The sequence below is a fragment of the Streptococcus sp. OMI750 genome (assembly GCF_047463895.1).
In the GTDB taxonomy this organism is placed as follows: Bacteria; Bacillota; Bacilli; order Lactobacillales; family Streptococcaceae; genus Streptococcus.
Genome location: NZ_JASHCZ010000001.1, coordinates 39,992 through 65,505 on the forward strand (window position 1 = coordinate 39,992; position 25,514 = coordinate 65,505).

General features: G+C 40.9%; 23 protein-coding genes, 1 pseudogene and 1 other annotated feature. Of the genes and pseudogenes, 21 read left to right on the top strand and 3 right to left on the bottom strand.

Translation table 11 applies throughout. From position 1 onward, the window contains the following. The first annotated feature begins 35 nt into the window (after window positions 1-35). The 12 genes and pseudogenes from murD to QM830_RS00345 all read left to right on the top strand — a co-directional run bounded on the left by murD (window position 36) and on the right by QM830_RS00345 (window position 13,253). On the top strand, window positions 36-1,385 hold the full coding sequence (gene murD / locus QM830_RS00290) for a UDP-N-acetylmuramoyl-L-alanine--D-glutamate ligase (RefSeq protein WP_414325046.1): 1,350 nt from the start codon (window positions 36-38) through the stop codon (window positions 1,383-1,385). A 1-nt stretch (window position 1,386) separates the two neighbouring features. Further along, the gene (locus tag QM830_RS00295) at window positions 1,387-2,460 is read left to right on the top strand and encodes a UDP-N-acetylglucosamine--N-acetylmuramyl-(pentapeptide) pyrophosphoryl-undecaprenol N-acetylglucosamine transferase (RefSeq protein ID WP_414325049.1); all 1,074 of its coding nucleotides are present in this window, start codon (window positions 1,387-1,389) and stop codon (window positions 2,458-2,460) included. Then, window positions 2,453-3,676: a cell division protein FtsQ/DivIB gene (locus tag QM830_RS00300; protein ID WP_414325050.1), complete on the top strand. Its 1,224-nt coding sequence runs from the start codon at window positions 2,453-2,455 to the stop codon at window positions 3,674-3,676. Before QM830_RS00295 ends, QM830_RS00300 begins: the two co-directional genes overlap by 8 nt. A 133-nt stretch (window positions 3,677-3,809) precedes the next feature. Next, window positions 3,810-5,198 carry a cell division protein FtsA gene (gene ftsA / locus QM830_RS00305; RefSeq protein ID WP_009732396.1) on the top strand — a complete coding sequence of 463 codons (1,389 nt, stop codon included), beginning with the start codon at window positions 3,810-3,812 and terminating at the stop codon, window positions 5,196-5,198. A gap of 15 nt (window positions 5,199-5,213) precedes the next feature. Then, window positions 5,214-6,479 (top strand): cell division protein FtsZ, encoded by a 1,266-nt coding sequence (ftsZ, locus tag QM830_RS00310; protein ID WP_414325052.1) that lies wholly within the window; start codon window positions 5,214-5,216, stop codon window positions 6,477-6,479. A 2-nt stretch (window positions 6,480-6,481) separates the two neighbouring features. Then, window positions 6,482-7,150, top strand: coding sequence for a YggS family pyridoxal phosphate-dependent enzyme (locus QM830_RS00315; RefSeq protein ID WP_414325053.1), 669 nt, complete (start codon window positions 6,482-6,484; stop codon window positions 7,148-7,150). Between the two features lie 267 nt (window positions 7,151-7,417). Next, window positions 7,418-7,789 (top strand): annotated as a pseudogene (locus tag QM830_RS00320) (cell division protein SepF); the annotation flags it as partial. A gap of 1 nt (window position 7,790) precedes the next feature. Further along, window positions 7,791-8,054: a YggT family protein gene (locus QM830_RS00325; RefSeq protein ID WP_414325054.1), complete on the top strand. Its 264-nt coding sequence runs from the start codon at window positions 7,791-7,793 to the stop codon at window positions 8,052-8,054. A 6-nt stretch (window positions 8,055-8,060) separates the two neighbouring features. After that, window positions 8,061-8,852 carry an RNA-binding protein gene (locus QM830_RS00330; RefSeq protein ID WP_414325055.1) on the top strand — a complete coding sequence of 264 codons (792 nt, stop codon included), beginning with the start codon at window positions 8,061-8,063 and terminating at the stop codon, window positions 8,850-8,852. Window positions 8,853-8,861: 9 nt separating this feature from the next. Beyond that, window positions 8,862-9,707 (top strand): DivIVA domain-containing protein, encoded by an 846-nt coding sequence (locus QM830_RS00335; RefSeq protein ID WP_009732401.1) that lies wholly within the window; start codon window positions 8,862-8,864, stop codon window positions 9,705-9,707. Then, window positions 9,698-9,914, top strand: a binding site (T-box leader). Its footprint overlaps the gene before it by 10 nt. Before the next feature lie 51 nt (window positions 9,915-9,965). After that, the gene (gene ileS / locus QM830_RS00340) at window positions 9,966-12,758 is read left to right on the top strand and encodes an isoleucine--tRNA ligase (RefSeq protein WP_414325056.1); all 2,793 of its coding nucleotides are present in this window, start codon (window positions 9,966-9,968) and stop codon (window positions 12,756-12,758) included. A 60-nt stretch (window positions 12,759-12,818) separates the two neighbouring features. Further along, entirely contained in the window at window positions 12,819-13,253 is a 435-nt protein-coding gene (locus tag QM830_RS00345) for a GNAT family N-acetyltransferase (protein WP_414325058.1), read from the top strand. A gap of 80 nt (window positions 13,254-13,333) precedes the next feature. Here QM830_RS00345 and QM830_RS00350 read toward each other — a convergent pair whose 3' ends face one another. The 3 genes from QM830_RS00350 to QM830_RS00360 all read right to left on the bottom strand — a co-directional run bounded on the left by QM830_RS00350 (window position 13,334) and on the right by QM830_RS00360 (window position 16,523). Next, window positions 13,334-13,636: a DUF1827 family protein gene (locus tag QM830_RS00350; protein ID WP_009732405.1), complete on the bottom strand. Its 303-nt coding sequence runs from the start codon at window positions 13,634-13,636 to the stop codon at window positions 13,334-13,336. 67 nt (window positions 13,637-13,703) lie between these two features. Further along, window positions 13,704-14,153, bottom strand: coding sequence for an NUDIX hydrolase (locus QM830_RS00355; RefSeq protein WP_009732406.1), 450 nt, complete (start codon window positions 14,151-14,153; stop codon window positions 13,704-13,706). A 114-nt stretch (window positions 14,154-14,267) separates the two neighbouring features. Continuing rightward, the gene (locus QM830_RS00360; protein ID WP_414325060.1) at window positions 14,268-16,523 is read right to left on the bottom strand and encodes an AAA family ATPase; all 2,256 of its coding nucleotides are present in this window, start codon (window positions 16,521-16,523) and stop codon (window positions 14,268-14,270) included. 248 nt (window positions 16,524-16,771) lie between these two features. Here QM830_RS00360 and QM830_RS00365 point away from each other — a divergent pair, with 248 nt between their 5' ends. The 9 genes from QM830_RS00365 (at window position 16,772) to QM830_RS00405 (ending at window position 25,504) form a co-directional block, all read left to right on the top strand. Further along, window positions 16,772-17,002, top strand: a complete 231-nt coding sequence (locus QM830_RS00365; protein ID WP_003005989.1) for a DUF1797 family protein — start codon at window positions 16,772-16,774, stop codon at window positions 17,000-17,002. A 165-nt stretch (window positions 17,003-17,167) separates the two neighbouring features. Next, window positions 17,168-18,022, top strand: coding sequence for a bifunctional methylenetetrahydrofolate dehydrogenase/methenyltetrahydrofolate cyclohydrolase (locus QM830_RS00370; protein WP_414325062.1), 855 nt, complete (start codon window positions 17,168-17,170; stop codon window positions 18,020-18,022). A gap of 13 nt (window positions 18,023-18,035) precedes the next feature. Beyond that, window positions 18,036-18,809 carry an HAD-IIB family hydrolase gene (locus QM830_RS00375; protein WP_414325064.1) on the top strand — a complete coding sequence of 258 codons (774 nt, stop codon included), beginning with the start codon at window positions 18,036-18,038 and terminating at the stop codon, window positions 18,807-18,809. 52 nt (window positions 18,810-18,861) lie between these two features. Further along, window positions 18,862-19,740 (top strand): NAD(P)H-hydrate dehydratase, encoded by an 879-nt coding sequence (locus QM830_RS00380; RefSeq protein WP_414325066.1) that lies wholly within the window; start codon window positions 18,862-18,864, stop codon window positions 19,738-19,740. A gap of 29 nt (window positions 19,741-19,769) precedes the next feature. Next, window positions 19,770-20,762 carry a LacI family DNA-binding transcriptional regulator gene (locus QM830_RS00385; RefSeq protein ID WP_414325068.1) on the top strand — a complete coding sequence of 331 codons (993 nt, stop codon included), beginning with the start codon at window positions 19,770-19,772 and terminating at the stop codon, window positions 20,760-20,762. A 130-nt stretch (window positions 20,763-20,892) separates the two neighbouring features. Further along, window positions 20,893-22,206, top strand: coding sequence for an ABC transporter substrate-binding protein (locus QM830_RS00390; protein ID WP_009732412.1), 1,314 nt, complete (start codon window positions 20,893-20,895; stop codon window positions 22,204-22,206). 84 nt (window positions 22,207-22,290) lie between these two features. After that, complete coding sequence (locus QM830_RS00395) at window positions 22,291-23,193, top strand: carbohydrate ABC transporter permease (RefSeq protein WP_009732413.1); 903 nt, start codon at window positions 22,291-22,293, stop codon at window positions 23,191-23,193. Window position 23,194: 1 nt separating this feature from the next. Next, entirely contained in the window at window positions 23,195-24,040 is an 846-nt protein-coding gene (locus tag QM830_RS00400; protein WP_009732414.1) for a carbohydrate ABC transporter permease, read from the top strand. Window positions 24,041-24,049: 9 nt separating this feature from the next. After that, window positions 24,050-25,504 (top strand): glycoside hydrolase family 32 protein, encoded by a 1,455-nt coding sequence (locus QM830_RS00405; protein WP_414325071.1) that lies wholly within the window; start codon window positions 24,050-24,052, stop codon window positions 25,502-25,504. The last annotated feature ends 10 nt before the right edge of the window (window positions 25,505-25,514 follow it).

The window sequence follows — 25,514 nt, forward strand, 5'->3', positions numbered from 1 at the left end:
AAAATAGAGGGTGATAAAAATGGAGCGACAAAAATATGAAATTTGTGAAACAATTTGAAAATAAAAAGGTTCTTGTATTAGGTTTGGCCAAATCGGGTGAGTCAGCAGCCCGTTTGTTGGATCAGCTAGGAGCGATTGTGACCGTCAATGATGGCAACCCCTTTGAAGAAAACCCAGCAGCTCAAAGTTTGCTAGAAGAAGGAATTAAAGTCGTGACAGGAGGCCACCCTCTGGAGTTGTTGGATGAAGACTTTGCGCTTATGGTCAAGAATCCAGGAATTCCTTATTCAAACCCGATGGTTGAAAAAGCGCTGGGAAAAGGCATCCCAGTCCTTACTGAAGTGGAATTAGCTTACTTGGTTTCAGATGCGCCGATCATTGGGATTACAGGATCAAATGGAAAAACGACGACGACAACCATGATCGGTGAAGTCTTGACAGCTGCCGGCCAAGGCGGTCTATTGTCTGGAAATATTGGTTTTCCAGCTAGTCAAGTTGCACAAACAGCGACAGAAAAGGAAGTCTTGGTCATGGAATTGTCTTCTTTCCAATTGATGGGGATTGAAACTTTCCATCCGGAGATTGCAGTGATTACCAACCTCATGCCAACCCATATCGACTATCATGGTTCTTTCGAACATTATGTAGCCGCTAAATGGAATCTTCAAAAGAATATGACAGAAAAAGATGTCATTGTCTTGAACTTCAACCAGGACCTGGCCAAGGAACTTGCTACAAAAACCAAGGCAAGGGTCCTTCCATTTTCAACGGTCGAAAAAGTGGATGGGGCCTATTTGGAAGATGGACTTCTCAAGTTTAAGGGAGAAGTTGTTATGCGCGCGGATGAGATCGGCGTTCCAGGTAGTCACAATGTAGAGAATGCCTTGGCAACGATTGCTGTTGCAAAAGTCCGTGGAGTGGAGAATGAAGTCATTAAAGAAACCTTGTCAGCCTTTGGGGGTGTCAAACACCGTCTTCAATATGTGGATGAAATTCAAGGTGTTAAATTCTACAATGATAGTAAATCGACCAATAGTTTAGCCACACAAAAAGCTCTTTCTGGTTTTGATAACAGCAAGGTTATCTTGATTGCAGGAGGGCTCGATCGTGGCAATGAGTTCGATGACTTAGTGCCTCACATTGCTGGTCTAAAAGAAATGGTGATTCTAGGGGAATCAGCTCCTCGAGTGAAACGCGCAGCCGATAAAGCAGGCGTCCCTTATGTCGATGCAGCAGATGTGGCAGATGCGACAAAGAAGGCCTTCGAGTTGGCCAGTCCTGGAGATGTTGTCCTATTAAGTCCTGCCAACGCCAGCTGGGATATGTATCCGAATTTTGAAGTGCGTGGGGATGAATTCCTTGCTACAGTAAAAGGGTTTAAATAAGATGAAAAAAATAATGTTTACAGGCGGAGGAACAGTGGGCCATGTGACCCTTAATCTCCTCTTGATTCCAAAATTTATCGAAGATGGTTGGGAAGTCCATTACATAGGCGACAAAAAAGGAATTGAGTACCAAGAAATCAAGAAGTCTGGCTTAGACGTGCGCTTCCATTCAATTGCAACGGGGAAATTGCGCCGCTATTTCTCTTTCCAAAATATGATGGATGTGTTCAAGGTGGCTTGGGGAACGCTCCAGTCCATAGCAATCCTGCTTCGTGTGCGTCCACAAGTTCTCTTCTCCAAAGGGGGATTTGTCTCGGTTCCACCAGTGATCGCAGCCCGACTCACGCGTGTTCCTGTCTATATCCATGAGTCCGATCTTTCTATGGGATTGGCCAATAAAATAGCCTATAAATTCGCTACCAAGATGTACACGACTTTTGAGCAAGCTCATGGTTTAACAAAGAGTGCGCATATCGGTGCAGTCACTAAGGTTACAGATCAGAAGCCGGCAACTTCGGATCTACTGGATGAGAAAACAAAAGGATTCCGGCAAGAGTTACCAACCCTTCTATTTGTTGGAGGATCAGCAGGTGCGCGTGTCTTCAATGAATTTGTGACAGAACATCAAGCAGAGCTTTTACAGCACTACAATATCATTAATTTGACGGGAGATCCTACTTTGAATCAAGCAGAAGGGGGTCTGTATCGAGTGGATTATGTAACCGATCAGTACTTACCAATGCTCCAAAAGGCGGATTTAGTGGTGACAAGAGGCGGAGCCAATACCCTATTTGAACTCTTGGCCATGAATAAACTCCATTTGATTGTACCGCTAGGAAAAGGAGCCAGCCGTGGAGATCAGCTTGAAAATGCCCAATATTTTGTGGATAAAGGCTATGCAGAACAACTGCAAGAAGATCAATTAACACTTAAGACCTTTAACGAAACCATTCAAGAAATGTTGAAGCAGAGTCAAGTCTACCATCAAGCGATGGAAAAATCGACAGAACTCTTGTCACTGGACGATTTTTATGGCCTGCTTCAAAAGGATATCAGTAAGGGAAAAAATGACTGAGGACAATAAAAAAACACCCAAGGAAGACAAGATTACAGAATTGTCAGCCTGGCAAAAAAGAAACAAAGAATATTTAGAAAAAAAAGCCCTAGAAAAAGTCGAGGAGGCTGAAACAGAAGAGCTGGAAAGCGAAGAAGTTGCAGAACTTTTAGAGCAAGATGTGGATTCCGCGACAGAGGATGATCTAGAAGAATCAGATGTGGAAATTGAATCTGAGCCTGAAACAGGGCCAGTATCAGAAGGTTCTGAATCAGAAGGTTCAGATGCTGAAATGCCTGATTCGGCTGTAGAGGACCTAGATATTCCAGAAGAGCAGGGGGAAAAGCCTTCCTTTTTCAATCGTTTGAAAAGGAATAAACCGAAGAAGGAACCTATGGTTGCAAAACGGCATCTCTATCGTGCTCTTCCTGTTATCGGGATCAGCTCAATCGTAGCTCTAGTCTCGATCTATTTTCTAAGTCCCTTGTCTACACAGAAAGTGATTGAATTTTCAGGGAACAAAGCTGTTGACCAGCAAAAATTGTATGAAAAAAGTCGCATCAAAGAAGAAGATTATACTCTTACGACCTTCCTTCATAAGTCGGTCTATGAACAGAATATGAAAACAACTAGTCCATGGATCAAAGAGGTTCACATGCATTATCAATTCCCTGTGACCTTTAAAGTCAATGTGACAGAACACAAAGTGGTGGCCTATTATGTGACGGGAGAAGATCACTATCCAGTATTGGAAAATGGGGAAGTAGTAGAGGCAGTAACACCTGCTTCAGAATTACCATCCTCTTATATCAGTTTGAAATTTTCAGATCGGGAATTGGTTAGACAGTTTGTTCAACAAATGAAATCCATTTCGTCTTCGATTAAGGATAAAATTGTATCGGTTGATTTGACACCGAGCAAGGTCACGAAAGACCTGATAACCATTACCATGAAAAATGATAATAAAATCTTGGTTCCGGTTTCCCAAATTACCCGTAAGTTGCCTTACTACAAGACAATCAGTAAGCAATTGGACGATGATTCAACGATCGATATGGAAGCTGGAGTTTTCAGCTATAGTGAACAATCCATTGCAGATGCCAAAGAGCAAGCTGAAAAAGAGAAGGCTGAAAGTACAGAAAATCAAGCTGAGCATTCTGAGGAAGCGACCCAAGAGCAGAATGTAGAACAGAATACAGAGGGAGAAAATTCTTCTGGAAATGTGGAAACCCCATAAATTATCTCAAATAATTGTAGAAAAAATATCCATTTTAGGCTTCTTTGTGTTATAATGAAGTTTGGATAGTTCCAACTAAAAGGGCTATAAATAGATGTAAAGTGAAAACAAAAAAAGAGAGAGGACTGGTGTAATGGCTAGAGACGGCTTTTTTACAGGTTTAGATATCGGTACTAGTTCAATAAAAGTATTGGTGGCAGAACATGTCAATGGAGAAATGAATGTAATTGGAGTCAGCAATGCAAAAAGTGCTGGCGTCAAAGATGGAATTATAGTAGATATCGAAGCTGCTTCAAATGCAATTAAAAATGCAATCAGCCAAGCTGAAGAAAAAGCAGGGATTTCAATCAATCTAGTCAATGTTGGGTTGCCTGCAAACTTACTACAAATTGAAGCAACTCAAGGAATGATTCCAGTCACAAGTGATTCGAAAGAAATCACAGATGCAGATGTTGAAAATGTTGTCAAATCTGCTCTTACAAAAAGTATGACACCAGATCGTGAAGTGATCACCTTTATTCCTGAAGAATTCACAGTAGATGGTTTCCAAGGAATTCGCGATCCACGTGGAATGATGGGAATCCGACTTGAAATGCGTGGTCTTCTTTACACAGGACCTCGTACAATCTTGCACAATTTGCGTAAAACGGTTGAACGTGCAGGCTTACAAGTTGAAAATATCATCATTTCCCCACTTGCTATGATCAAAACAGTCTTGAACGAAGGCGAACGTGAATTCGGAGCAACTGTGATTGATATGGGTGGTGGCCAAACAACAGTAGCATCTGTTCGTAGCCAAGAACTTCAATTTACAAATATCTACCAAGAAGGTGGCGATTACGTTACCAAAGATATTTCTAAAGTATTGAAGACTTCTCAAAAATTGGCAGAAGGATTGAAGTTCAACTACGGTGAAGCCTATGTGCCATCTGCTGGAAACGAAGTATTCCATGTAGAAGTCATTGGTGAAGTAGAGCCAGTTGAAGTGACTGAGAAGTACTTGGCTGAAATCATTTCAGCACGTATCAAACACATCTTTGAGCAAATCAAGCAAGATCTTGAGAGAAGACATTTATTAGATCTTCCTGGTGGTATTGTCATTATCGGTGGAGGTGCGATCCTTCCAGGTGTTGAAGAATTGGCTCAAGAAGTCTTTGGTGTAAATGTGAAATTGTTTGTTCCAAATCAAATTGGAATTCGCAATCCAGCTTTTGCCCATGTAATTAGCTTGTCTGAATATGCAGGCAATTTGACAGATGTGGATATTATTGCTCAAGCTGCGGTTCATGGAGACGAAGTCTTGCGTCAACAACCGATTCAATTTGATCGTCCAGTGCAACCACAAGTACAACCACAACCTGCTGCTCCAGCACAACCGGTAGTACCTGCGTACAATGCTGAGAAGATTGAATCTCCAGTAGATGCTCAAGAAATTCCAGTAGCAAGCAATGATCAGAAACAAGAACCCAAAACTACATTCACAGACCGAATGAAAAATTTGATCGGTAATATGTTTGATTAAGGAGTGTAAGTATTTATGACATTTTCATTTGACACAGCAGCGGCACAAGGTGCAGTTATTAAAGTAATCGGTGTCGGTGGTGGTGGCGGTAACGCCATCAATCGTATGATTGACGAAGGGGTAGCCGGTGTAGAATTCATCGCTGCCAATACAGATGTTCAAGCACTTTCAAGTGCAAAAGCTGAAACAGTTATCCAATTGGGTCCAAAATTGACTCGTGGATTGGGTGCCGGAGGTCAACCTGAAGTTGGTCGTAAGGCAGCAGAAGAAAGCGAAGAAGTTTTAACGGAAGCTTTGCAAGGTGCAGATATGGTCTTCATCACTGCAGGAATGGGTGGAGGATCTGGTACAGGTGCTGCACCAGTTATTGCTCGCATTGCTAAAGCAGTTGGTGCTTTGACAGTAGCCGTTGTGACTCGTCCATTTGGGTTTGAAGGTTCCAAACGAGGAAACTACGCAATTGAAGGGATCAATGAACTTCGCGAGCATGTGGATACTTTGTTGATTATTTCTAACAACAACTTGCTTGAAATTGTGGACAAGAAAACACCACTTCTTGAAGCTTTGAGTGAAGCAGATAACGTTCTTCGTCAAGGTGTTCAAGGGATCACTGACTTGATCACAAGCCCAGGCTTGATCAACCTTGACTTCGCAGACGTGAAGACTGTGATGGAAAACAAAGGAAATGCCCTTATGGGTATCGGTGTTGGTAGCGGAGAAGAGCGTGTGATTGAAGCGGCTCGTAAGGCTATTTACTCTCCACTTCTTGAAACAACCATCGACGGTGCAGAAGATGTGATTGTCAACGTTACTGGTGGTTTGGATATGACCTTGATCGAAGCTGAAGAAGCTTCAGAAATTGTGAACCAAGCTGCAGGTCACGGAGTGAACATCTGGTTGGGTACCTCTATCGATGAAACCCTTAAAGATGAAATCCGCGTAACCGTTGTTGCAACAGGTGTCCGTCAAGATAAAGTAGAACGTGTTAGCGGTATTGCTTCTTCACATCGTCCTTATAAAACAGGACCTCGTGAACAACGTCCACAAGCTGCACCATTTGACCGTGAATTTGATCTGAAACAAGATGTTGAATTGCCAACAACTTCAAGTCGTCCAGCGGTAGAACCAAACCGTGGTTCAGCCTTTGGTGATTGGGATATTCGTCGTGAGAATATCGTTCGCCAAACTGAACCAACATCAACACATCAAGTTGATCGTTATGTAGACTCATCTTCAGATGATGATGAATTGGAAACACCTCCATTCTTCCGGAATCGTTAATCATGAATCTGGAACAGAATGCTGATCTTGTACGGCAACAAGTAGAAACAGCAAGAAACAAAGCACACCGCCAAGATCAAGTCAATGTGATAGCTGTCACCAAATATGTGGATGTTGCAACAACAGAAGCATTGGTCAAAACAGGTATTCAAGATATCGGTGAAAATCGTGTTGATAAATTCCTAGAAAAGTATCAAGCTCTAAAAGAGTACAATCTCACTTGGCACTTGATTGGGAGCCTCCAACGACGGAAGGTAAAAGATGTGATTAATCTCGTTGATTATTTTCATGCCTTGGATTCAGTGAAGCTGGCTCAAGAAATACAAAAGCGAGTAGAGCACCCAATCAAGTGTTTCCTCCAGGTGAATATTTCTGGTGAAGAAAGTAAACATGGATTTGCACCCGATGAACTGGATGATGTTTTAGCGGAAATCGCACAGCTGGACAAAATTGAAATTGTTGGTTTAATGACGATGGCTCCTTTTGAGGCTAGTCAAGAAGAGTTGCAAGATATTTTTTCAAAAACTCACCAACTTCAGAAACAACTAGAAAAGAAACAATTAAAAAATATGCCTTTCTCAGAACTAAGTATGGGTATGAGTCGTGACTTTGAAGTAGCCATTGCGAACGGAGCGACTTTTGTTAGAATTGGGACATCATTTTTTAAATAGGAAAGAACTATGTCATTAAAAGATAAATTTAACAACTTTATTGACTACTTCACAGAAGACGGTGAAGAAGTAGAAGTTCGGGAGGCAAAAGCAGCTGGGGCGGAAACGCAACCAGTTCCACAGCCTCAACCGACTCCTCAAGTGACTTCTCCACGTCCACAGATTAGTCAAAAAGAACCAGTAAAACCAAAATCAACTCCTGTTGCACCTGTTACAACTCCTGTATCAACAGTAGCTGTGAAGGAACCTGTTTCAACAACGAAAAATACATCTGAAAATATTACTCGCTTGCATGAACGCCAACGTGAATTGGCTGCTAAGCGTGCTAATACTGATGAAAAGATTACGATCGATGTTCGCTATCCCCGCAAATACGAGGAAGCGACTGAAATTGTTGATCTATTACTATCTAATGAGAGTATCTTGATTGATTTCCAATATATGACAGAAGTACAAGCACGTCGTTGTTTGGATTATTTGGACGGTGCTCGTTATGTTTTAGCAGGAAATCTTCGTCGTGTTGCAAGTACCATGTACTTGTTGACTCCAATTAACGTGGTCGTTAATGTTGAAGATATTCGCCTTCCAAATGATGTGGAAGTGACAGAATTTGATTATGATATGAAACGCAATCGTTAAGATGATCTTTTTTCAATATCTATCAAACATCATTCAAATCTACTCTTTTATTCTTGTCATCTATGCCCTGCTTTCTTGGTTTCCGGGTGTACCTCAGAGTACACTTGGACAAATGGTTCACCGATTAGTTGAACCATTTTTGAGCCTTTTTAGAAAGTTACCTTTGCAGGTTGGTGGCCTTGATTTTACAGTTCTGGTAGCCCTCTTGGTTTTGAATGGATTAAACCAGTTGCTATGGCGACTATTTCTACAACTGATTGGGTAGACACAGATGGGACAGAAAGACATTTACCAACATTTCAACCGTGATGATCATGAATTTATTGATCGTTGTATTGAATTGTCCGAAAGAGTGATCGAGCGGTATTCTGTTGAGGTCACGGGATTTTTAAATCCTCACCAGGTGGCTATTTTACGAAATGTTGCTAGTAGCTATCAGTTACAAGTGTTTGCTTCTAGCGATGAGCAAAAAATGGAATATGCCAAAGTCATTGTGGCTCCGGACTATTACCAATTGGATCCTAATGATTTTGATCTGGCTTTATTGGAAATGGTCTATGCGTCAAAATTTCATCACTTGACGCATTCTCAAGTGTTGGGGACCATTGTTCATCAATTAGGAGTGGAGCGCAAGTCTTTTGGAGACATTTTGACGAGCGATGGGAAGATCCAAGTATTTGTAGAACGGCGCTTTGTTCCCTATTTTATGGATCATATCCAGAAAATTTCGCGAGTGCCTGTTAAGCTAAAGGAAGTTCCGCTATCTCAACAACTTGTCATAGAAGAGGACAGCCAGCACCGAGATATTCTCGTGTCGAGTTTTCGACTAGACAAAGTGATTGCTGCAACCTTTAAGCTTTCACGTTCTCAGGCCAGCCAACTGATTAGCTCTGGTCTAGTGAAAGTTAACTATGCAACAACTACCAATAGTAGCTATGCTGTAGGTCTGAATGATTTAGTCAGTGTCCGACGCTTTGGGCGTCTTAAAATGGTTTCTGAAAATGGTATTTCAAAGAGTGGAAAATATAAAGTAACTGTTGAAGTACTCTTAAGTAAAAAATAAGGAGGAGTTATGGCTCTTACTGCTTTAGAAATTAAAGATAAAAAATTTGGCGTTAAATTTAGAGGTTATGATGCGAACGAAGTTGAAGAATTTCTGAATATCGTTGTTAGCGATTATGAAGATCTTGTTCGTTTGAATCATGATCAAAAAGCAAAAATTCAAGCTCTTGAAGAACGCCTAAACTATTTCGATGAAATGAAAGATTCATTGAGCCAATCTGTTTTGATTGCGCAAGATACTGCTGAACGTGTAAAACATGCAGCAAATGAACGCTCAGAAACGATCGTTCGTCAAGCGGAGCAAGATGCACAACACCTAGTTGATGAAGCAAAACAAAAGGCAAATGAAATTCTTCGCCATGCAACCGATAATGCAAAGAAAGTTGCTGTTGAAACAGAGGAATTAAAGAACAAGACACGCGTCTTCCATCAACGTTTGAAATCAACTATCGAGAGTCAATTGAGCATTATTGACACGCCTGAATGGGATGAAATTCTTCGTCCAACAGCCATGTATATTCAAACTAGCGATGAAGCTTTCCGTGAAATTGTTGAAAAAGCATTGGGTGAGTCTGTTCATCATCATGCAGAAGATGATAACATTGACTTGACTCGTCAATTTACTCCGGCTGAAATCGAAGAATTACAAAAACGCATTGAAGCAGCTAACTTAGAATTGGGTGCTACACAAGCGTTTGAAGGTTTGAATGAAAAAGTTCAATCTGCCTTAGAAGAAGCAGAAAAAAGTCATGTAGAAGAAGATTCTATTGATGATCTTGTTGTAGAAACTCCTCAAGTTGCTAATATCGATGATCCAGAAGTGGAAGAACAACGGGAATCTGTTTCAATTTTATAATCTGTAAAAACAGTGATCTTATCAAATAGTTTTAGCGAGCAGGTGATGGTGGAAGACCTGTACTTCCTTTGATAGGATTGATCCTTTTACAAATCTTAGTGGTGAAACGAGTAACCACTAACGCTGGTCAGCGTTAGCGACAAAAGAGGAGAAAGAGAGGATTCTCTTTCTTGAATGAAGGTGGTACCACGACTTGTCGTCCTTTTTGGCGAGGTCGTGGTCTTTTATTTTGTATGATTATTTTTTATAGGAGACTCCATGAAACTCAAAGAGACTTTGAATTTAGGTAAGACAGAATTCCCAATGCGGGCAGGTCTTCCCACAAAAGAACCAGTATGGCAAAAAGAATGGGATGAAGCAAAGCTTTACCAACGCCGTCAAGAATTGAACCAAGGAAAACCTCATTTCACCTTGCATGATGGCCCTCCGTATGCCAACGGAAATATCCACGTAGGACATGCTATGAACAAGATTTCAAAAGATATCATTGTTCGTTCTAAATCTATGTCAGGATTCTACGCACCTTACATTCCAGGTTGGGATACTCACGGTTTGCCAATCGAGCAAGTCTTGGCAAAACAAGGTGTTAAACGCAAAGAAATGGATTTGGTCGAGTACTTGAAACTTTGTCGTGAATACGCTCTTTCTCAAGTAGATAAACAACGCGAAGACTTCAAACGCTTGGGTGTTTCTGGGGACTGGGAAAATCCTTATGTAACCTTGACGCCTGACTATGAAGCAGCGCAAATCCGCGTCTTCGGTGAAATGGCTAACAAGGGCTATATCTACCGTGGAGCCAAGCCTGTTTACTGGTCTTGGTCATCTGAGTCAGCGCTTGCTGAAGCGGAAATTGAATACCACGACTTGGTATCAACTTCACTTTACTATGCCAACAAGGTTAAAGATGGCAAAGGTGTCCTAGACACTGATACTTACATTGTTGTTTGGACAACAACTCCATTTACCATCACGGCTTCTCGCGGGTTGACTGTTGGTGCAGATATTGATTATGTCTTGGTGCAACCAGCTGGCGAAGCTCGTAAGTTTGTGGTCGCTTCAGAATTGTTGAGCAGTTTGTCTGAAAAATTTGGCTGGGCAGATGTTCAAGTGTTGGCTACTTACCGTGGTTCAGAATTGAACCACATCGTGACAGAGCACCCATGGGATACCGCAGTAGATGAACTCGTTATCCTTGGTGATCACGTTACAACAGACTCCGGTACAGGTATCGTCCATACAGCCCCTGGTTTTGGTGAGGATGACTACAATGTCGGTATTGCAAACGGACTTGAAGTCGCAGTCACTGTTAACGAACGCGGGATCATGATGGCCAATGCTGGTGCAGAGTTCGAAGGTCAATTCTACGACAAGGTTGTGCCAACGGTTATTGAAAAACTTGGTGATTTACTTCTTGCTCAAGAAGAAATCTCTCACTCCTACCCATTTGACTGGCGTACGAAAAAACCAATCATCTGGCGTGCCGTGCCTCAATGGTTTGCCTCAGTATCTAAATTCCGTCAAGAAATCTTGGACGAAATTGAAAAAGTCAAGTTCCATTCAGAGTGGGGGAAAGTCCGTCTGTACAATATGATTCGTGACCGTGGTGACTGGGTCATCTCACGTCAACGTGCTTGGGGAGTTCCTCTTCCAATCTTCTACGCAGAAGACGGCACACCAATCATGACAGCTGAAACCATCGAGCATGTAGCACAACTCTTTGAAGAACATGGTTCCATCATCTGGTGGGAACGTGATGCTAAAGACCTCTTGCCAGAAGGATTTACCCATCCAGGTTCACCAAACGGTGAGTTCAAGAAAGAAACAGACATCATGGATGTATGGTTCGACTCCGGCTCATCATGGAATGGTGTCGTGGTTAATCGCCCTGAACTTAAATATCCAGCAGACCTCTACCTAGAAGGTTCTGACCAATACCGTGGTTGGTTCAACTCATCTCTCATCACATCTGTGGCTAACCAAGGGGTTGCACCATACAAACAAATCTTGTCGCAAGGTTTTGCTTTGGATGGTAAAGGTGAGAAGATGTCGAAATCTCTTGGAAACACCATTGCTCCAAGTGATGTTGAAAAACAATTTGGTGCAGAAATCTTACGTCTCTGGGTAACCAGTGTAGACTCAAGTAACGACGTACGGATCTCTATGGATATCTTGAGTCAAGTTTCTGAAACTTACCGTAAGATCCGTAACACCCTTCGTTTCTTGATTGCTAACACATCTGACTTTAACCCAGCTGAGGATGCAGTCGCTTATGAAGAACTTCGTTCTGTTGATAAGTACATGACCATCCGCTTTAACCAACTTGTTAAGACTATTCTTGATGCTTATGCAAACTTCGAATTCTTGACGATTTATAAGGCTTTGGTTAACTTTATCAATGTTGATCTGTCAGCCTTCTACCTTGATTTTGCCAAAGATGTTGTTTACATCGAAGGAGCTAAGTCACTAGAACGCCGTCAAATGCAAACTGTCTTCTATGATATCCTTGTAAAAATCACAAAACTCTTGACACCAATTCTTCCTCACACTGCTGAAGAAATCTGGTCATACCTTGAGTTTGAAGCAGAAGACTTTGTTCAATTGTCAGAATTGCCAGAAGCACAAACATTTGCGAATCAAGATGAAATCTTGGATGCCTGGTCAGCCTTTATGGACTTCCGTGGACAAGCTCAAAAGGCTTTGGAAGAAGCACGTAATGAAAAAGTGATCGGTAAATCTCTTGAAGCTCATTTGACAGTTTATCCTAATGAAGTAGTGAAAACACTTCTTGGAGCAGTAGATAGTAATGTTGCTCAACTCTTGATTGTCTCAGAATTGACCATTGCAGAAGGTTCAGCTCCAGAAGGTGCAGTGGCCTTCGAAGATGTTGCCTTCACTGTTGAACGTGCAACTGGCGAAGTTTGTGACCGTTGCCGTCGCATTGATCCAAGTACAGCAGGACGTAGCTATAACGCAACCATCTGCGATCACTGTGCAAGCATCGTCGAAGAAAACTTTGCGGATGCAGTAGCAGAAGGATTTGAATCTAAATAATAAGATGTGAAAAATCGCAGGGAGAAAGTCTCCTTGCGACTTTTCAATAAAGAGGAACTGATGTGGTACCAGAAAGAATTTAAAGAATTAGAACTGAAAGAGTTTTACGAGATCGTTCAATTGCGTTTGGAGACCTTTGTCGTGGAACAGACAAGAATCTACAATGGTCTTGACGCTATTGATCTTGGAGCTATTCACCTTTTTCATCAAGATGAGGAAGGACGCGTGGATGCCTATGCACGTATCTTTGAGACAGGGTCGACGATTCATTTTGGTCGAGTCGCTGTGGCAAAAGACAGTCGTGGTCAAGGACTGGGAAAAGACATGGTAGAGCAGATTTTGGACCTGTGTGAACAGAGATTTCCTGGACGGACCATTGAAATTGAGGCCCAAGAACAGGTGGTTGGCTTGTATGAAAAGCTAGGTTTTCATACGGTGAGCGAGCCCTTTATCTTGGCTTCTACCCCTCACGTAAAAATGATCTATCAGAAATAAAGAATCCGTTCATCTCATGATTGAGATGAACGGATTTTTTTTGAAAAAAACAGCAAAGAAAAAAGTAAGGTAGAAGCACCTTACTTAGCAATTGGGAAAGAAATTTCGATCAGTTTATCAGAGTAGAGGGTCTTAATAGCAGATTGGTCAATGAGTTGAAGATTAATCTTACGTTTCAAAAAGAACTCACGAATTTTTTCAACTTCGTTTTCACGAATAGCCCGGTGTTTGTTGCTGATTAACAATTCATAGTGGGTTGGGGCTTGTGTAAAAATAACATCAGTATTGCCAGCGGAATAAACCTCGACAAGCAAGGCGTCAGTACTAGCAAGTTGATTTTTAACCAAGGTAGCATGACTATTGGTGGTATTAATGAGCTTCATATGAGTTCCTCCTGACCTCTATCTTCATTTATTATAGCACTTTTTTTTATTTTGTGAAAGAATTCCTTTAGTTTTTATGGGCAATTTTCCACTGTTCAATGCCCCATTTATGGCTTCCTCGTTTCAGTTTTTCAATAGCTTCCTCTACTGGGAACCAAGAGAGATTGTTAAAATCTTCCAGTGGTTTTTGAGCTTCTGTGTAGTCAACGACTTCATAAATATAGGCAGGATTATAGTAGTAGGTATCGCGGTGGCGAGAATAGAAGTACTCGTCTGCTTGGCCATAGTATTGACCTAAGATAGCAGTAAAGCCTAATTCTTCAATCAGTTCCCGTTTAAGAGCTTGCAGGTGATCTTCTCCCTTTTCGATTTCGCCACCTGGTAAGAACCAGGCCCCGTTAGGAGCTTGTACGAGAATGATCTGATCTCTATCTTTATTAGGAATAACAGCGTAGACACCATAGCGATGGACGTAGGTCACATCATTTTTCTTTTCACCAAAACTTGGAATGGTCATGGTTTTCTCTTTTCTTGTTTTTTTGATCATTATATCATATTTTTTAGCAAAAATCTGGAGAGAAAAAAGAATGAGACTGGATTTTTCAGCCTCATTCTTTCATAATTTGGATGATTATTCTTCTGTCTTTTCAACTGTCTTAGAAACCGATTTAATACTAATATTTCCATTGCTGGTCATAACGGCCTTGAGTTGTTTCTCACTTGGATGTTCCAAGTAAAAATCAGTAATAGTATCTTCGATATGGTCTTGAATGGTGCGACGGAGTGGGCGCGCCCCCATTTTAGGATCGTAACCCAGATCGACTAGTTTTTCTTTGACTTTATCTGTTACATCTAAATGGATCTCATTTTGTGCAAGACGTTGGTTGACTTCATCCAGCATAAGGGTAACGATTTGAAGCAGATTTTCTTTTGATAGAGGTTGGAATTCAATGATCCCATCAAAACGGTTCATGAATTCAGGGCTAAAGAAGTTACCGAGTTCTCCAAGAACAGAGTTGGTTCGCCCTTCGCGAGCTGCTCCAAAGCCAACATTGGCTTCAGCCTTGCCGGTTCCAGCATTAGAGGTCATGATGATAATGGTATCTTTAAAGCTAACCGTACGGCCTTGACCATCTGTCAAACGACCATCATCCAAGACTTGCAGGAACATGTGCATAACATCTGGATGGGCTTTTTCAACTTCATCTAGCAAAACGAGAGAGTATGGATTGCGACGAACTTTTTCAGTCAGTTGTCCAGCTTCATCGTAGCCAACATAGCCTGGAGGTGCTCCGACTAGTTTTGCCACGCTGTGTTTTTCCATGTATTCGCTCATATCAAAGCGGATCATATTATCTGCAGTGCCAAAGAGTTCAATCGCCAATTGTTTTGACAATTCGGTCTTCCCGACACCGGTTGGTCCGACAAAAAGGAAGCTTCCGATGGGACGATTTGGTGATCCAAGACCGACACGATTGCGTCGAATAGCTTTTGCGATTTTATCCACTGCGTCATCTTGGCCGATGACATGGGCTTTTAAATCAGAAGCTAGATTGATCAATTGGGACTGCTCTTTTTCTTTCAAATCACCAACAGGAATATTGGTCTTTTGTTCAACGATATGTTCAATGGTTTTTTCGCTGATGACAGGAGTCTCCTGATCAGTAACCTGTTGTCCTTGCATTTCCTTGTATTTTGCAATCTGGTCACGGAAGTAAGCGGCTTTTTCAAAATCTTCTTCGCGCGTCGCCTGGGCTTTAAGATTTTCTGCTTCAACCAAGCGCTGGTCGATGACTTTAGGGTCGATAAAATTCAGGGTCAAATTCATCTTAGAGCCGGCTTCGTCCAAGAGGTCAATGGCCTTGTCTGGCAAGAAGCGGTCTTGGATATAGCGATTGGAAAGAAGCGCCGCAGCTTCGATTGCACCATCGGTGTAGTGGACGTGGTGGTAGTCTTCGTATTTCTTTTGGATGCCTTTGAGGATGGTGATGGTTTCTTCCACCGTTGGTTCATCGACCTTAACGGGTTGCATCCGGCGTTCAAGGGCTGCATCCTTTTCGATAATTCGGTATTCATTGAGGGTAGTCGCACCGACTAATTGCAATTCGCCACGAGCGAGGGCTGGTTTGAGGATATTTCCAGCATCCATATTGCCGTCTCCAGCAGATCCAGCACCGACAATTTCATGGATCTCATCGATAAACAAAATCACATCTTCACAGCGACGGATTTCCTCCATCAATTGTTGCATGCGCTCTTCAAATTGGCCCCGGATACCAGTTCCTTGAACCAGGCTGACAACGTCTAAGCGAATGACTTCCTTACCTTGCAATTTATGAGGAACATCGCCATCGACGATTTTTTGGGCCAAGCCTTCTACAACAGCAGTTTTTCCGACCCCAGGTTCTCCAATCAGAACAGGGTTATTCTTGGTTCGACGATTGAGGATTTCGATGACACGGATAATTTCTTCATCACGGCCGATGACAGGGTCAATATCCCCTTTGCGGGCAATCTCTGTGACATTGATTCCAAACTCTTCTAAAAGCCCTTTTGGCTTTTGAGGACGGGCTTGACGAGGGTCTTGACCGCCACCACGGTTATTGTTTTGGCCGTAGCCACCACCTCCATAATTTCCTCCAGATTGAGTTGGAGGTGTTTGGGGTTCTTGCGGACTTTGGAAGTTTCCAAGGTTATTAAAGAAATCTTCGAAAGGGTCTCCAGTCAGTTGACTCCGTTGGGTCATACCTTTCAAGAAGCTGTTATTTGGGTCTGTTTTCATAATTTTATAGCAATTTTGACAGAGGTCTACTTGCTGCTGACGTCCATTTACATTTGTATATAAATGGATGGTTGATTCATTTATTTTACAATTTTGACAAAGCATATACACACCTCACAGTAGGGTTTTGATGGTCTTCCATCAAGAGAATAGCCTATTTTTAAAAGGTCAAAAATAGTCAAAGATTTATAGTTTCATTATATCAGTATTCTAGAAGTTTGCAAGAATTTGCTACGGATTGATGCTGAAGAATGGATAAGAAAGTAAATCGATGGAAAAATGTGAATTTTTATTGGAAGAGCTTTCTCTTTTATGATAAAATAGAGGAGTAGAAAGTAAAGAGGAGAAATAAAATGGAATCACATTTAGTACGGATTATCAACCGTTTGGAGACGATGACAAAAGACGGTGGAAACTTAAAACGTAATTTTGAACGTGACGGTGTTGTTGTCGCGGAAGTAGCATACAATCACAATGAAGAAGAAGGTTCAACCTTTACCCTTCGTGATGTTGAAGCACGTGAAACCTATACCTTTGATAGCATTGATTTAATTGCAATGGAAATTTATGAATTGCTTTACTAAGCAGGTTAGTGGATGAGTTTGGGGTGGTCTCAAGCTCATTTTTTGTCTACCTGGATATAGTTTTCGTCTATAGGAAATTCTAAATAGGAACAGTTAGGTTTGAGAGATGAAATCTGCTATAATAGAGAGAAATATTTTCATTACTTGACTAGAAAGAGAATTGACATGACGACAATCATTGATGGGAAGGCGCTCGCTTTAAAATTACAGGGTGAGATCGCTGAGAAAACAGCACGATTAAAAGAAGAGACAGGACTGGTACCTGGTCTTGTTGTGATCGTGGTAGGAGATAATCCAGCCAGTAAGATCTATGTAAGAAATAAAGAACGATCTGCTATTGCGGCAGGTTTTCGCAGTGAGGTGAGACGACTTCCTGAAAACATTCGCCAAGATGAATTATTAGAAGTGATTGAACAATACAATCAAGATCCTCTATGGCATGGGATTTTGGTGCAGTTGCCCCTTCCTAAGCATATCGATGCGGATGAGGTCCTTTTAGCCATAGATCCGACAAAGGATGTAGATGGCTTTCATCCATTGAATATGGGACGTTTATGGGCTGGCAATCCCCTCATGGTTCCTTCTACCCCAGCTGGGATCATGGAGATGTTCAAAGAGTACGGGATTGATCTGGAAGGGAAGCGAGCGGTCGTGATTGGTCGTTCCAATATTGTTGGGAAACCCATGGCGCAGTTGCTCCTCGCAAAAAATGCGACGGTGACCTTGACCCATTCCCGGACCCATCATCTGCCTAAAATTGCTAGAAGAGCGGATATCTTGGTTGTTGCGATCGGTCGTGCGAAATTTGTAACAGCAGACTTCGTGAAAGAAGGCGCAGTGGTCATTGACGTCGGGATGAATCGCGATGAAGATGGCAAATTATGTGGGGATGTCGATTTTGACTCTGTTGCACCCCTAGCTAGTCACATTACTCCAGTACCAGGAGGAGTTGGTCCTATGACCGTTACCATGTTGATGGAGCAAACCTACGAAGCAGCTGTTCGTACCTTAAAAAAATGAAAGTGTGAACGAGATGAAGTTTGTCTTTGATTTAGATGGAACCTTGTCATTCGATGGTCTTACCATCGATGATGAAATCAAACAGGTCTTATTGAGAGCAGAAGAATTTGGCCATGAAGTCGCTTTTGCTTCTGCGCGTTCTTATCGGGATTGTTTAGGCCTTTTAGGGGATCAATTGAGTCAGCAACTCGTGATTGGCTTAAATGGCGGGCTAGCTTATCGTCAGGGCCAACTGGTTTATGAGGATCAATTGGACAAGGATGTTTATCGAGAAGTCCTTGGTTTTTGTCGCCATTACAATCTACCATTTTTTGTGGACGATACCTTTGATTATAGTGGTCAGATTTTAGAAAAGATTCCTTTTATTGCAAATGTGGATCCCCTCAAGAAAGCTCAGTACCGTTCGTTAGAAGACCTGACGGACCCGATTAAAGTCGTGATCTATATGGGTGGTCATGAAGAACTCGTGGATGAGATCATTGAACGGATCGAAAAGACGGATAAGGCCCATATTCGCTATCATGCGCATGAAAAATGCATCTATCTTAATCCAGCAGACACACATAAAGCGACGACGGTCGAAGAACTCTGTGGGGAAAATTTCGTGGCTTTTGGCAATGATCAAAACGATATTGAGCTCTTTGAAAAAGCTCTCTATGCGATTCAAATTGGTGATTTTCCATCCCTTCGGCCTTACGCTGATGATCAATTAGTGGCCAAACAAAATCAACCACAAGCTGTTGCTGCTAAGATCTTGCAAGTCTTCGCAGAATTTAGAGGAAAATAAAAGAAGGAGGGGGAGTCGTGGCTTCTCCTTTTTCGCTAGAAATGAGGAAGGTATGAAAAGAGTTCAGAAAGAAGAGATCCAGCGCGTCATTGTGAAGCGCCCAATGACGTCATATAAGGGAGATTTTGGTCGTCTGCTCCTGATTGGAGGAACCTATCCCTATGGGGGAGCCATCATTATGGCAGCGATCGCTGCGGTTCATAGTGGGGCGGGTTTGATCACTGTTGCAACAGATGCTGACAATCTGTCGGCCCTTCATAGCCATCTTCCTGAAGCCATGGGCTTTGATCTAGCGGATCATGAACTCCTTTGTGAGCAAGTGCAAAAAGCTAGCGTGATTCTAGTAGGGCCGGGCTTAAAGGAATCTAATGAAAACCAAGGAGTCTTACAAATGATTTTTGAGCAGGTCTCTAGGCATCAGGTTCTGATTTTAGATGGAGGTGCTATTAGTCTTTTTGCAACCTCTCAATTTGACTTGCCAGAAGCTCAGTTGGTCTTTACCCCCCATCAAAAAGAATGGGAAAAACTATCGGGACTTGAACTAGCAAGCCAGACAGAAGAGAAGAGCCAAAGAGCAGTACAGAACTTTCCTGAAGGAACTGTCATAGTAGAAAAGGGGCCCCACACAAGAATTTGGACAAGTGGGCAAGAAGTGGGCTATCAGCTAGATGTTGGTGGTCCTTACCAGGCAACAGGTGGCATGGGAGATACCTTGGCAGGGATGATCGCGGGGTTTGCAGGTCAATTTCCACAGGTCAGTCTCTATGAGCGCGTGGTGGTCGCTACCTACCTCCATTCAGCGATTGCTGAAGACTTGAGCAAGGAGGCTTATGTGGTTTTACCGACAAGCATTAGCAAAGAAATTCCCAAATGGATGAAGAAGTGGAGTGACAATTTAAACGAAAATGTTGAAAATGAAACGTTTTCATGATAGTATGGATGAAAGGAGGTGAAAAATGAATGAGCAAAAAAAAATCGATTACCATGAAAGATGTTGCAGCAGAAGCTGGAGTTAGTGTTGGGACAGTCTCTCGTGTTATCAATAACGAAAAAGGCATTAAAGAGGTGACCTTAAAAAAAGTTCAACAAGCGATTGAAAAACTTTCTTATGTGCCAGATGAATATGCGAGAGGTTTAAAAACGAATCGTAGTAATATTATCGCTTTACTCATTCCAACCATTTGGCATCCATTCTTTTCTGAGTTTGCTTATCATGTAGAAAAGGAATTATTGAAAAATCAATGTAAATTATTGATTTGTAATGCAGATAAAGATGCTCAAAACGAGATAGAGTACATAAAATTACTTGAAAAAAATAAGGTAGATGGGATCATTGGGATCACCTATTCAGATATCGATAAGTATATCTCCTCTAATTTACCTTTTGTTAGTATTGACCGTCATTTTTCTGAAAATGTCTATTACGTAACTTCTGAAAATTTTCATGGTGGTCAACTGGCTTGTCGCGAATTAGTCAAACGCGATTGTCAAAATTTAGCATACATTAGTGGTGTGAATAAACATTTGAATGAAACAACGGAACGGGGGAGAGGTTTCAAAGCAGAGGCTAAACAGATAAATACGAACCTTTATTGTCTTGAAATGCCGGAACCACTGAATCAAGCAGAAGAGCAAATAAGAACCTTTTTTGAAAAGCATCCTCAGATTGATGGGATTTTCACAGTAAATGATTTTATGGCCCTTCGTGTGATAAAAGTTTTAGGGGAGATGGGAAAAACTCCTCTAGAAGATTATCAGATTATTGGTTTTGATGGATTAAGACCAGCTTTTGATCAACCTTACTTACTTTCTACGATTGTTCAACAAATAGCTCAGATGGCTCAAGCAGCAGTTGAACTATTGCTTAAATTAATTCGTGAAGAAAAAATAGATCAGAATGTCATTAGTTTACCGGTACATTTTTTTGAAGGAAACACAACAAAAAAATTATAAAAAGTGCTTGACAAGTTATGAAAGCGCTGTTATAATTTAGTCATAAAATGAAACGTTTCAAAAAACTCAACTATTTAGTTTGGGTTAAAAAAATCAATAAAAAATGAAACGTTTCAAAAAGGAGGACGCTATGCGTAAAGGTATTAAGTTATCTGTAGTTGCAGCACTATCATTAGGATTGCTTGCAGGATGTGGTGGGGGATCAAAATCCAAAACTGCAAGTTCTTCGGACGAAATAAAAGTCTGGGTTCAATTCTCAGATGAAACAGCTGAGGGAAAAGCTTGGCAACAAGTTGTTGATAATTTCAACAAGTCAAAGAAAACCAAATACAAGGTTGTGACAGAATATATTCCACGTAGTGGTAGCGGTGGAGGATATGAAGATAAGGTCAATGCTGCTGTTACGACAAATAGTTTACCAGATGTTATTACGCTAGATGGACCAAACACTGCTGCCTATGCAAAATCAAAAGTGATTGCTCCCTTGGATGATTATCTAAAGGACAATGACATGGATGATGTACTGGACAGTATTAAACAACAGGGAACTTATGATGGTAAATTCTATGCATTTGGTTTTTCTGAATCAAATGTAGGTGTATACTATAACAAGAAGATGTTTAAGGAAGCTGGGATTGATGAAGCGAGTTTGCCAACCCTTGAAAAGCCATGGACCTGGTCTGAGTTTAATGCCATTGCTAAGAAATTAAAAGATCATTTTAATAAACCAGCAATCGATTTCCGTTTGAATTCAAATGATGAGATGTTACCATATGCTTATATGCCTCTTATTTGGTCAAATGGTGGTTCTGTTGTAAATTCTAAAGGAACAAAAGCTGAAGGTTACTTCAATAGTAAGGAAAGTGTTGAAGCTGTTCAATTTATTCAAAATCTAGTAAAAGAGGATTACACTACAGTTAGTCCTGTTGAAAAAGGATTTGAAACAGGTGAGTATCCGATGGTTCTAAGCGGGTCTTGGACGATTGGGGATCTACAAACAAATTACAAAGATATTGATTTTGGTATTCTTCCTTATCCAGTTTCAGATAAAACGAAGAAATTGGTCTCACCTTCAGGTAGTTGGCAATTAGCTGTTACAACAAAATCTGATAAAAAAGAAGCTGCTGCTGAATTTGTTAAGTTTGCAACAAATACAGAATCTAGTGAAATTATAAGCTTGGGGAACAGTGTTCTTCCAATCAGAAAATCAACAATTAAAAATATTAAGGATAAAGTATCTGAACCATTGCGCTTCTTGATGGAACAAAATGCTGTATCAGCCCATCCTCGTCCTGTTGTAGTAGCTTATCCACAAGTTTCACGCGCTTTCCAACAAGCGATGCAAGATATCAGCTATTATAAAGATAATCCAGATGTACAAAAAGTATTAGATGCTCGTACGAAAGAAATGCAAACAGCAATCGACCAATCTTTAAATAAATAGTTGATATTCAAAAGGTGGAAGGAAAGTTATGAAATGAACCTTCCACCTTATTTTATTTAATGATTTCATCTTAGGAGACGAACAATGAGCGAAACAAAGAAAGTCGAAACAAAAAAGAAAGAACGTCTTAAAGAAAATATTATGGGCTATAGCTTTTTAGCTCCAGCCTTAGTATTACTTTTTATCTTTTTGGTGATACCTGTTGGTATGGTCATCTATTATGCCTTTACAGATTATTACCTATTGACCCCAGAGGACAGAAAATTTGTAGGGCTACAAAATTTCATGCGCTTAGCACAAGATCCGATCTTTATAAAAAGCTTCTTGAATACCTTGAAATTTGTTGTTTGGATTATTCCAGTACAACTTGGGGCAGCCCTTGGTATGGCTTTAATCGTAAATAAGAAACGTAAAGGAAACATGTTCTTTAAGGTAGCATTCTTTGCTCCTGTTGTGATGTCTCTCGTGGTTATCTCTATCCTTTGGCTATACTTGTTAAATCCAAATAATGGTTTGCTCAATGCCCTACTGAATAAAATTGGTATCTCATCCCAACCATTCTTGACAAGTCCAAAACAGGCCATGTATGCGATTGTCTTTGTTTCTGCATGGCAAGGAGCAGGATATCAAATGTTGTTGTTCCTTGGAGGAATGCAAAATATTCCACAAGATATCTATGAAGCTGCTGAGTTAGATGGATTTTCAAAATGGGCTCAATTCAGATACATCACAATGCCTTTATTGAAACCAACGGCCTTGTTTGTTCTATTGACAACGTTGATTTCAGCCTTTAAATTGATTGTGCAACCAATGGTCATGACTCAAGGTGGACCACTAAACTCAACAATTACAATGGTATATTATATTTACCAACAAGGTTTCACAGACCGTCTCGTTGGTTATTCAAGTTCTATTGCCTTAGTATTTACAACATTGATTGGTATGATCAGTCTTGTACAACGGCGAGTTTTGAAGGAGGACGATTAGGATGAAACGTTTAAAACCGACTTCTATTTTAGAATATATTTTATTAATTCTATTAGCAGGCCTCTTTCTATTTCCTATGATCTGGATGGTGGTTTCAGCTATGAAACCAGAAGCAGATGTGTACAAGAATTTAACAAGTTGGAAAGCATTCTTACCTAGTTTAAATCCAGCTGATTGGTTTAAACCATACCAAGAAGTTCTTTCACGTTTTAGTATTCTAACATACCTGGGGAACAGTATTTTTTATGCAGGAACATTTGCACTTGGCTCTATTATTGTTAATGCCTTAGGGGGATTTGCATTTGCAAAAATAAATTTTACAGGTAAAAAAATTCTGTTTGGCTTTTTATTGGCCTTGTTAATCATTCCGATGGAAACAGTGTTGATTCCTCAATTTACAATTATTAATTCACTTGGCTTAGTCAATAATCGTTTAGCGGTTATTATCCCTGGATTAGCTAGTGTCTTTAATATCTATCTTTTCCGAAACTTCTTTATTGCCATTCCAGAAGAAATTATCGAATCAGCAAAAATAGATGGTGCAAGTATCTTGCGGATCTTTTTCAAGATTATGTTGCCGATGTCGAAACCAGCAGTTGCCACAGTCGGTGTTCTTTCCTTTATTTCTAGTTGGAATGATTATATCTGGCCGTTGATGGTGTTAACAGATTCTTCAAAATTTTCAATGCAGGTAGCGATTACAACTATTAATACAACTCAACCAGTTTATATTAATCAAGTGATGGCTGTTTTGACAATTTCTACAATTCCACTTATTCTAGTATATATCGTAGCACAAAAATATATTATTCAAGGTTTAGGTGGGTCTGGAACAGGTATTAAGTAGGTGTTCAGTATGAAGGAAACTATTCGAAAAGCGAATCAGTATATCGATGAAAACAGGGAGAAGGTTGACCAGCAATATAGAGGAACCTTTCACTTACTACCTCCAATTGGCTGGATGAACGATCCTAATGGCTTTGTTTATTTCCGTGGGGAATACCATTTGTTTTACCAATTCTATCCCTATGATAGTGTTTGGGGTCCCATGCATTGGGGGCATGCCAAGTCAAAAGATCTCCTCCATTGGGAAGAATTACCAGTAGCTTTAGCACCAAGTGAAAACTATGATAAGGATGGTTGTTTCTCGGGTAGTGCTATTGTGAAAGATGACAAGCTCTATTTGCTTTATACTGGTCATATAGATGATGAGGAGAAGCGCGAAGAAACTCAGTGTCTGGCAGTTTCAACGGATGGAGTTACTTTCGCAAAATTGCCAGCCAACCCAGTGATTCATGTGCAGCATATTGAGGGTATCGCAGATATTGCTGATTTTCGTGATCCCAAAGTCTTTGAATACCAAGGAAGCTATTATACTGTAGTTGCTTCCAAAACAGTAGATGATCGAGGACAAATTCTCTTGTTTGCGTCAAGTAATCTAGAGGACTGGAGCTTTAAATCAGTCTTACTGGAAGGTGAAAAAGGGCAAGGTATCATGTGGGAATGTCCGGATTTCTTCCCCTTAGATGGTAAATGGGTCTTGATTCTGTCTCCCATTGAAATGGAAAGACAGCAAGAAAAATACTGGAATTTAAATTCGACTGTTGCCTTTATCGGTGATATGAATTGGGAAACGGGTCAGTTTTTTGTCGATTCCTATGATGAAATTGATGGTGGCTTGGACTTCTATGCTCCTCAAACTTGTCAAGGACAAAATGGCGAACGATACATGGTTGCTTGGATGCAAATGTGGCAACGTTCCATCCCTAGTCATGACTTAGGTCATGGTTGGGCAGGAAGCATGACGGTTCCTAGAAAATTAGGTTTGAGAGACGGAAGATTGGTTCAGGAATTACCTGAGTCTGTGAAAAGTCACTTTCTTGTAGAGAATGCACCAGAAACCACTGTTAAGGGCAATCAGATCATGATCCCGGCTAGAGGGAAACAAACCTTGTTTGAGATAGATTCCAAATCAGGTCGCTCCTTTATCCTAAAATATGGGGATGAATCCGATGTTGATAGTGCCTTGCAATTGATTTACGATGCCTCCAATAAACGCTTTAGCTTGAGTCGAGACCGATTTGGACACCTCATTTCTGGAAAAGAAAGCCCAGCATTTCAATCGAGATGGATTCAGTTGGATGGTGAAAAGGATCATCATTTCTCGATTCTTCGAGATGCCAACTCAATTGAAGTATTCGTGGATGGTAAAACTCTATCAATGACCTTTTATGAAAGGACTGAGAACCCTGTCTATACCTTTAAAGCAGATGAAGGGGTCGATTTAGTTGTAAAAACCTATCAAAAATAGGTATATAAAA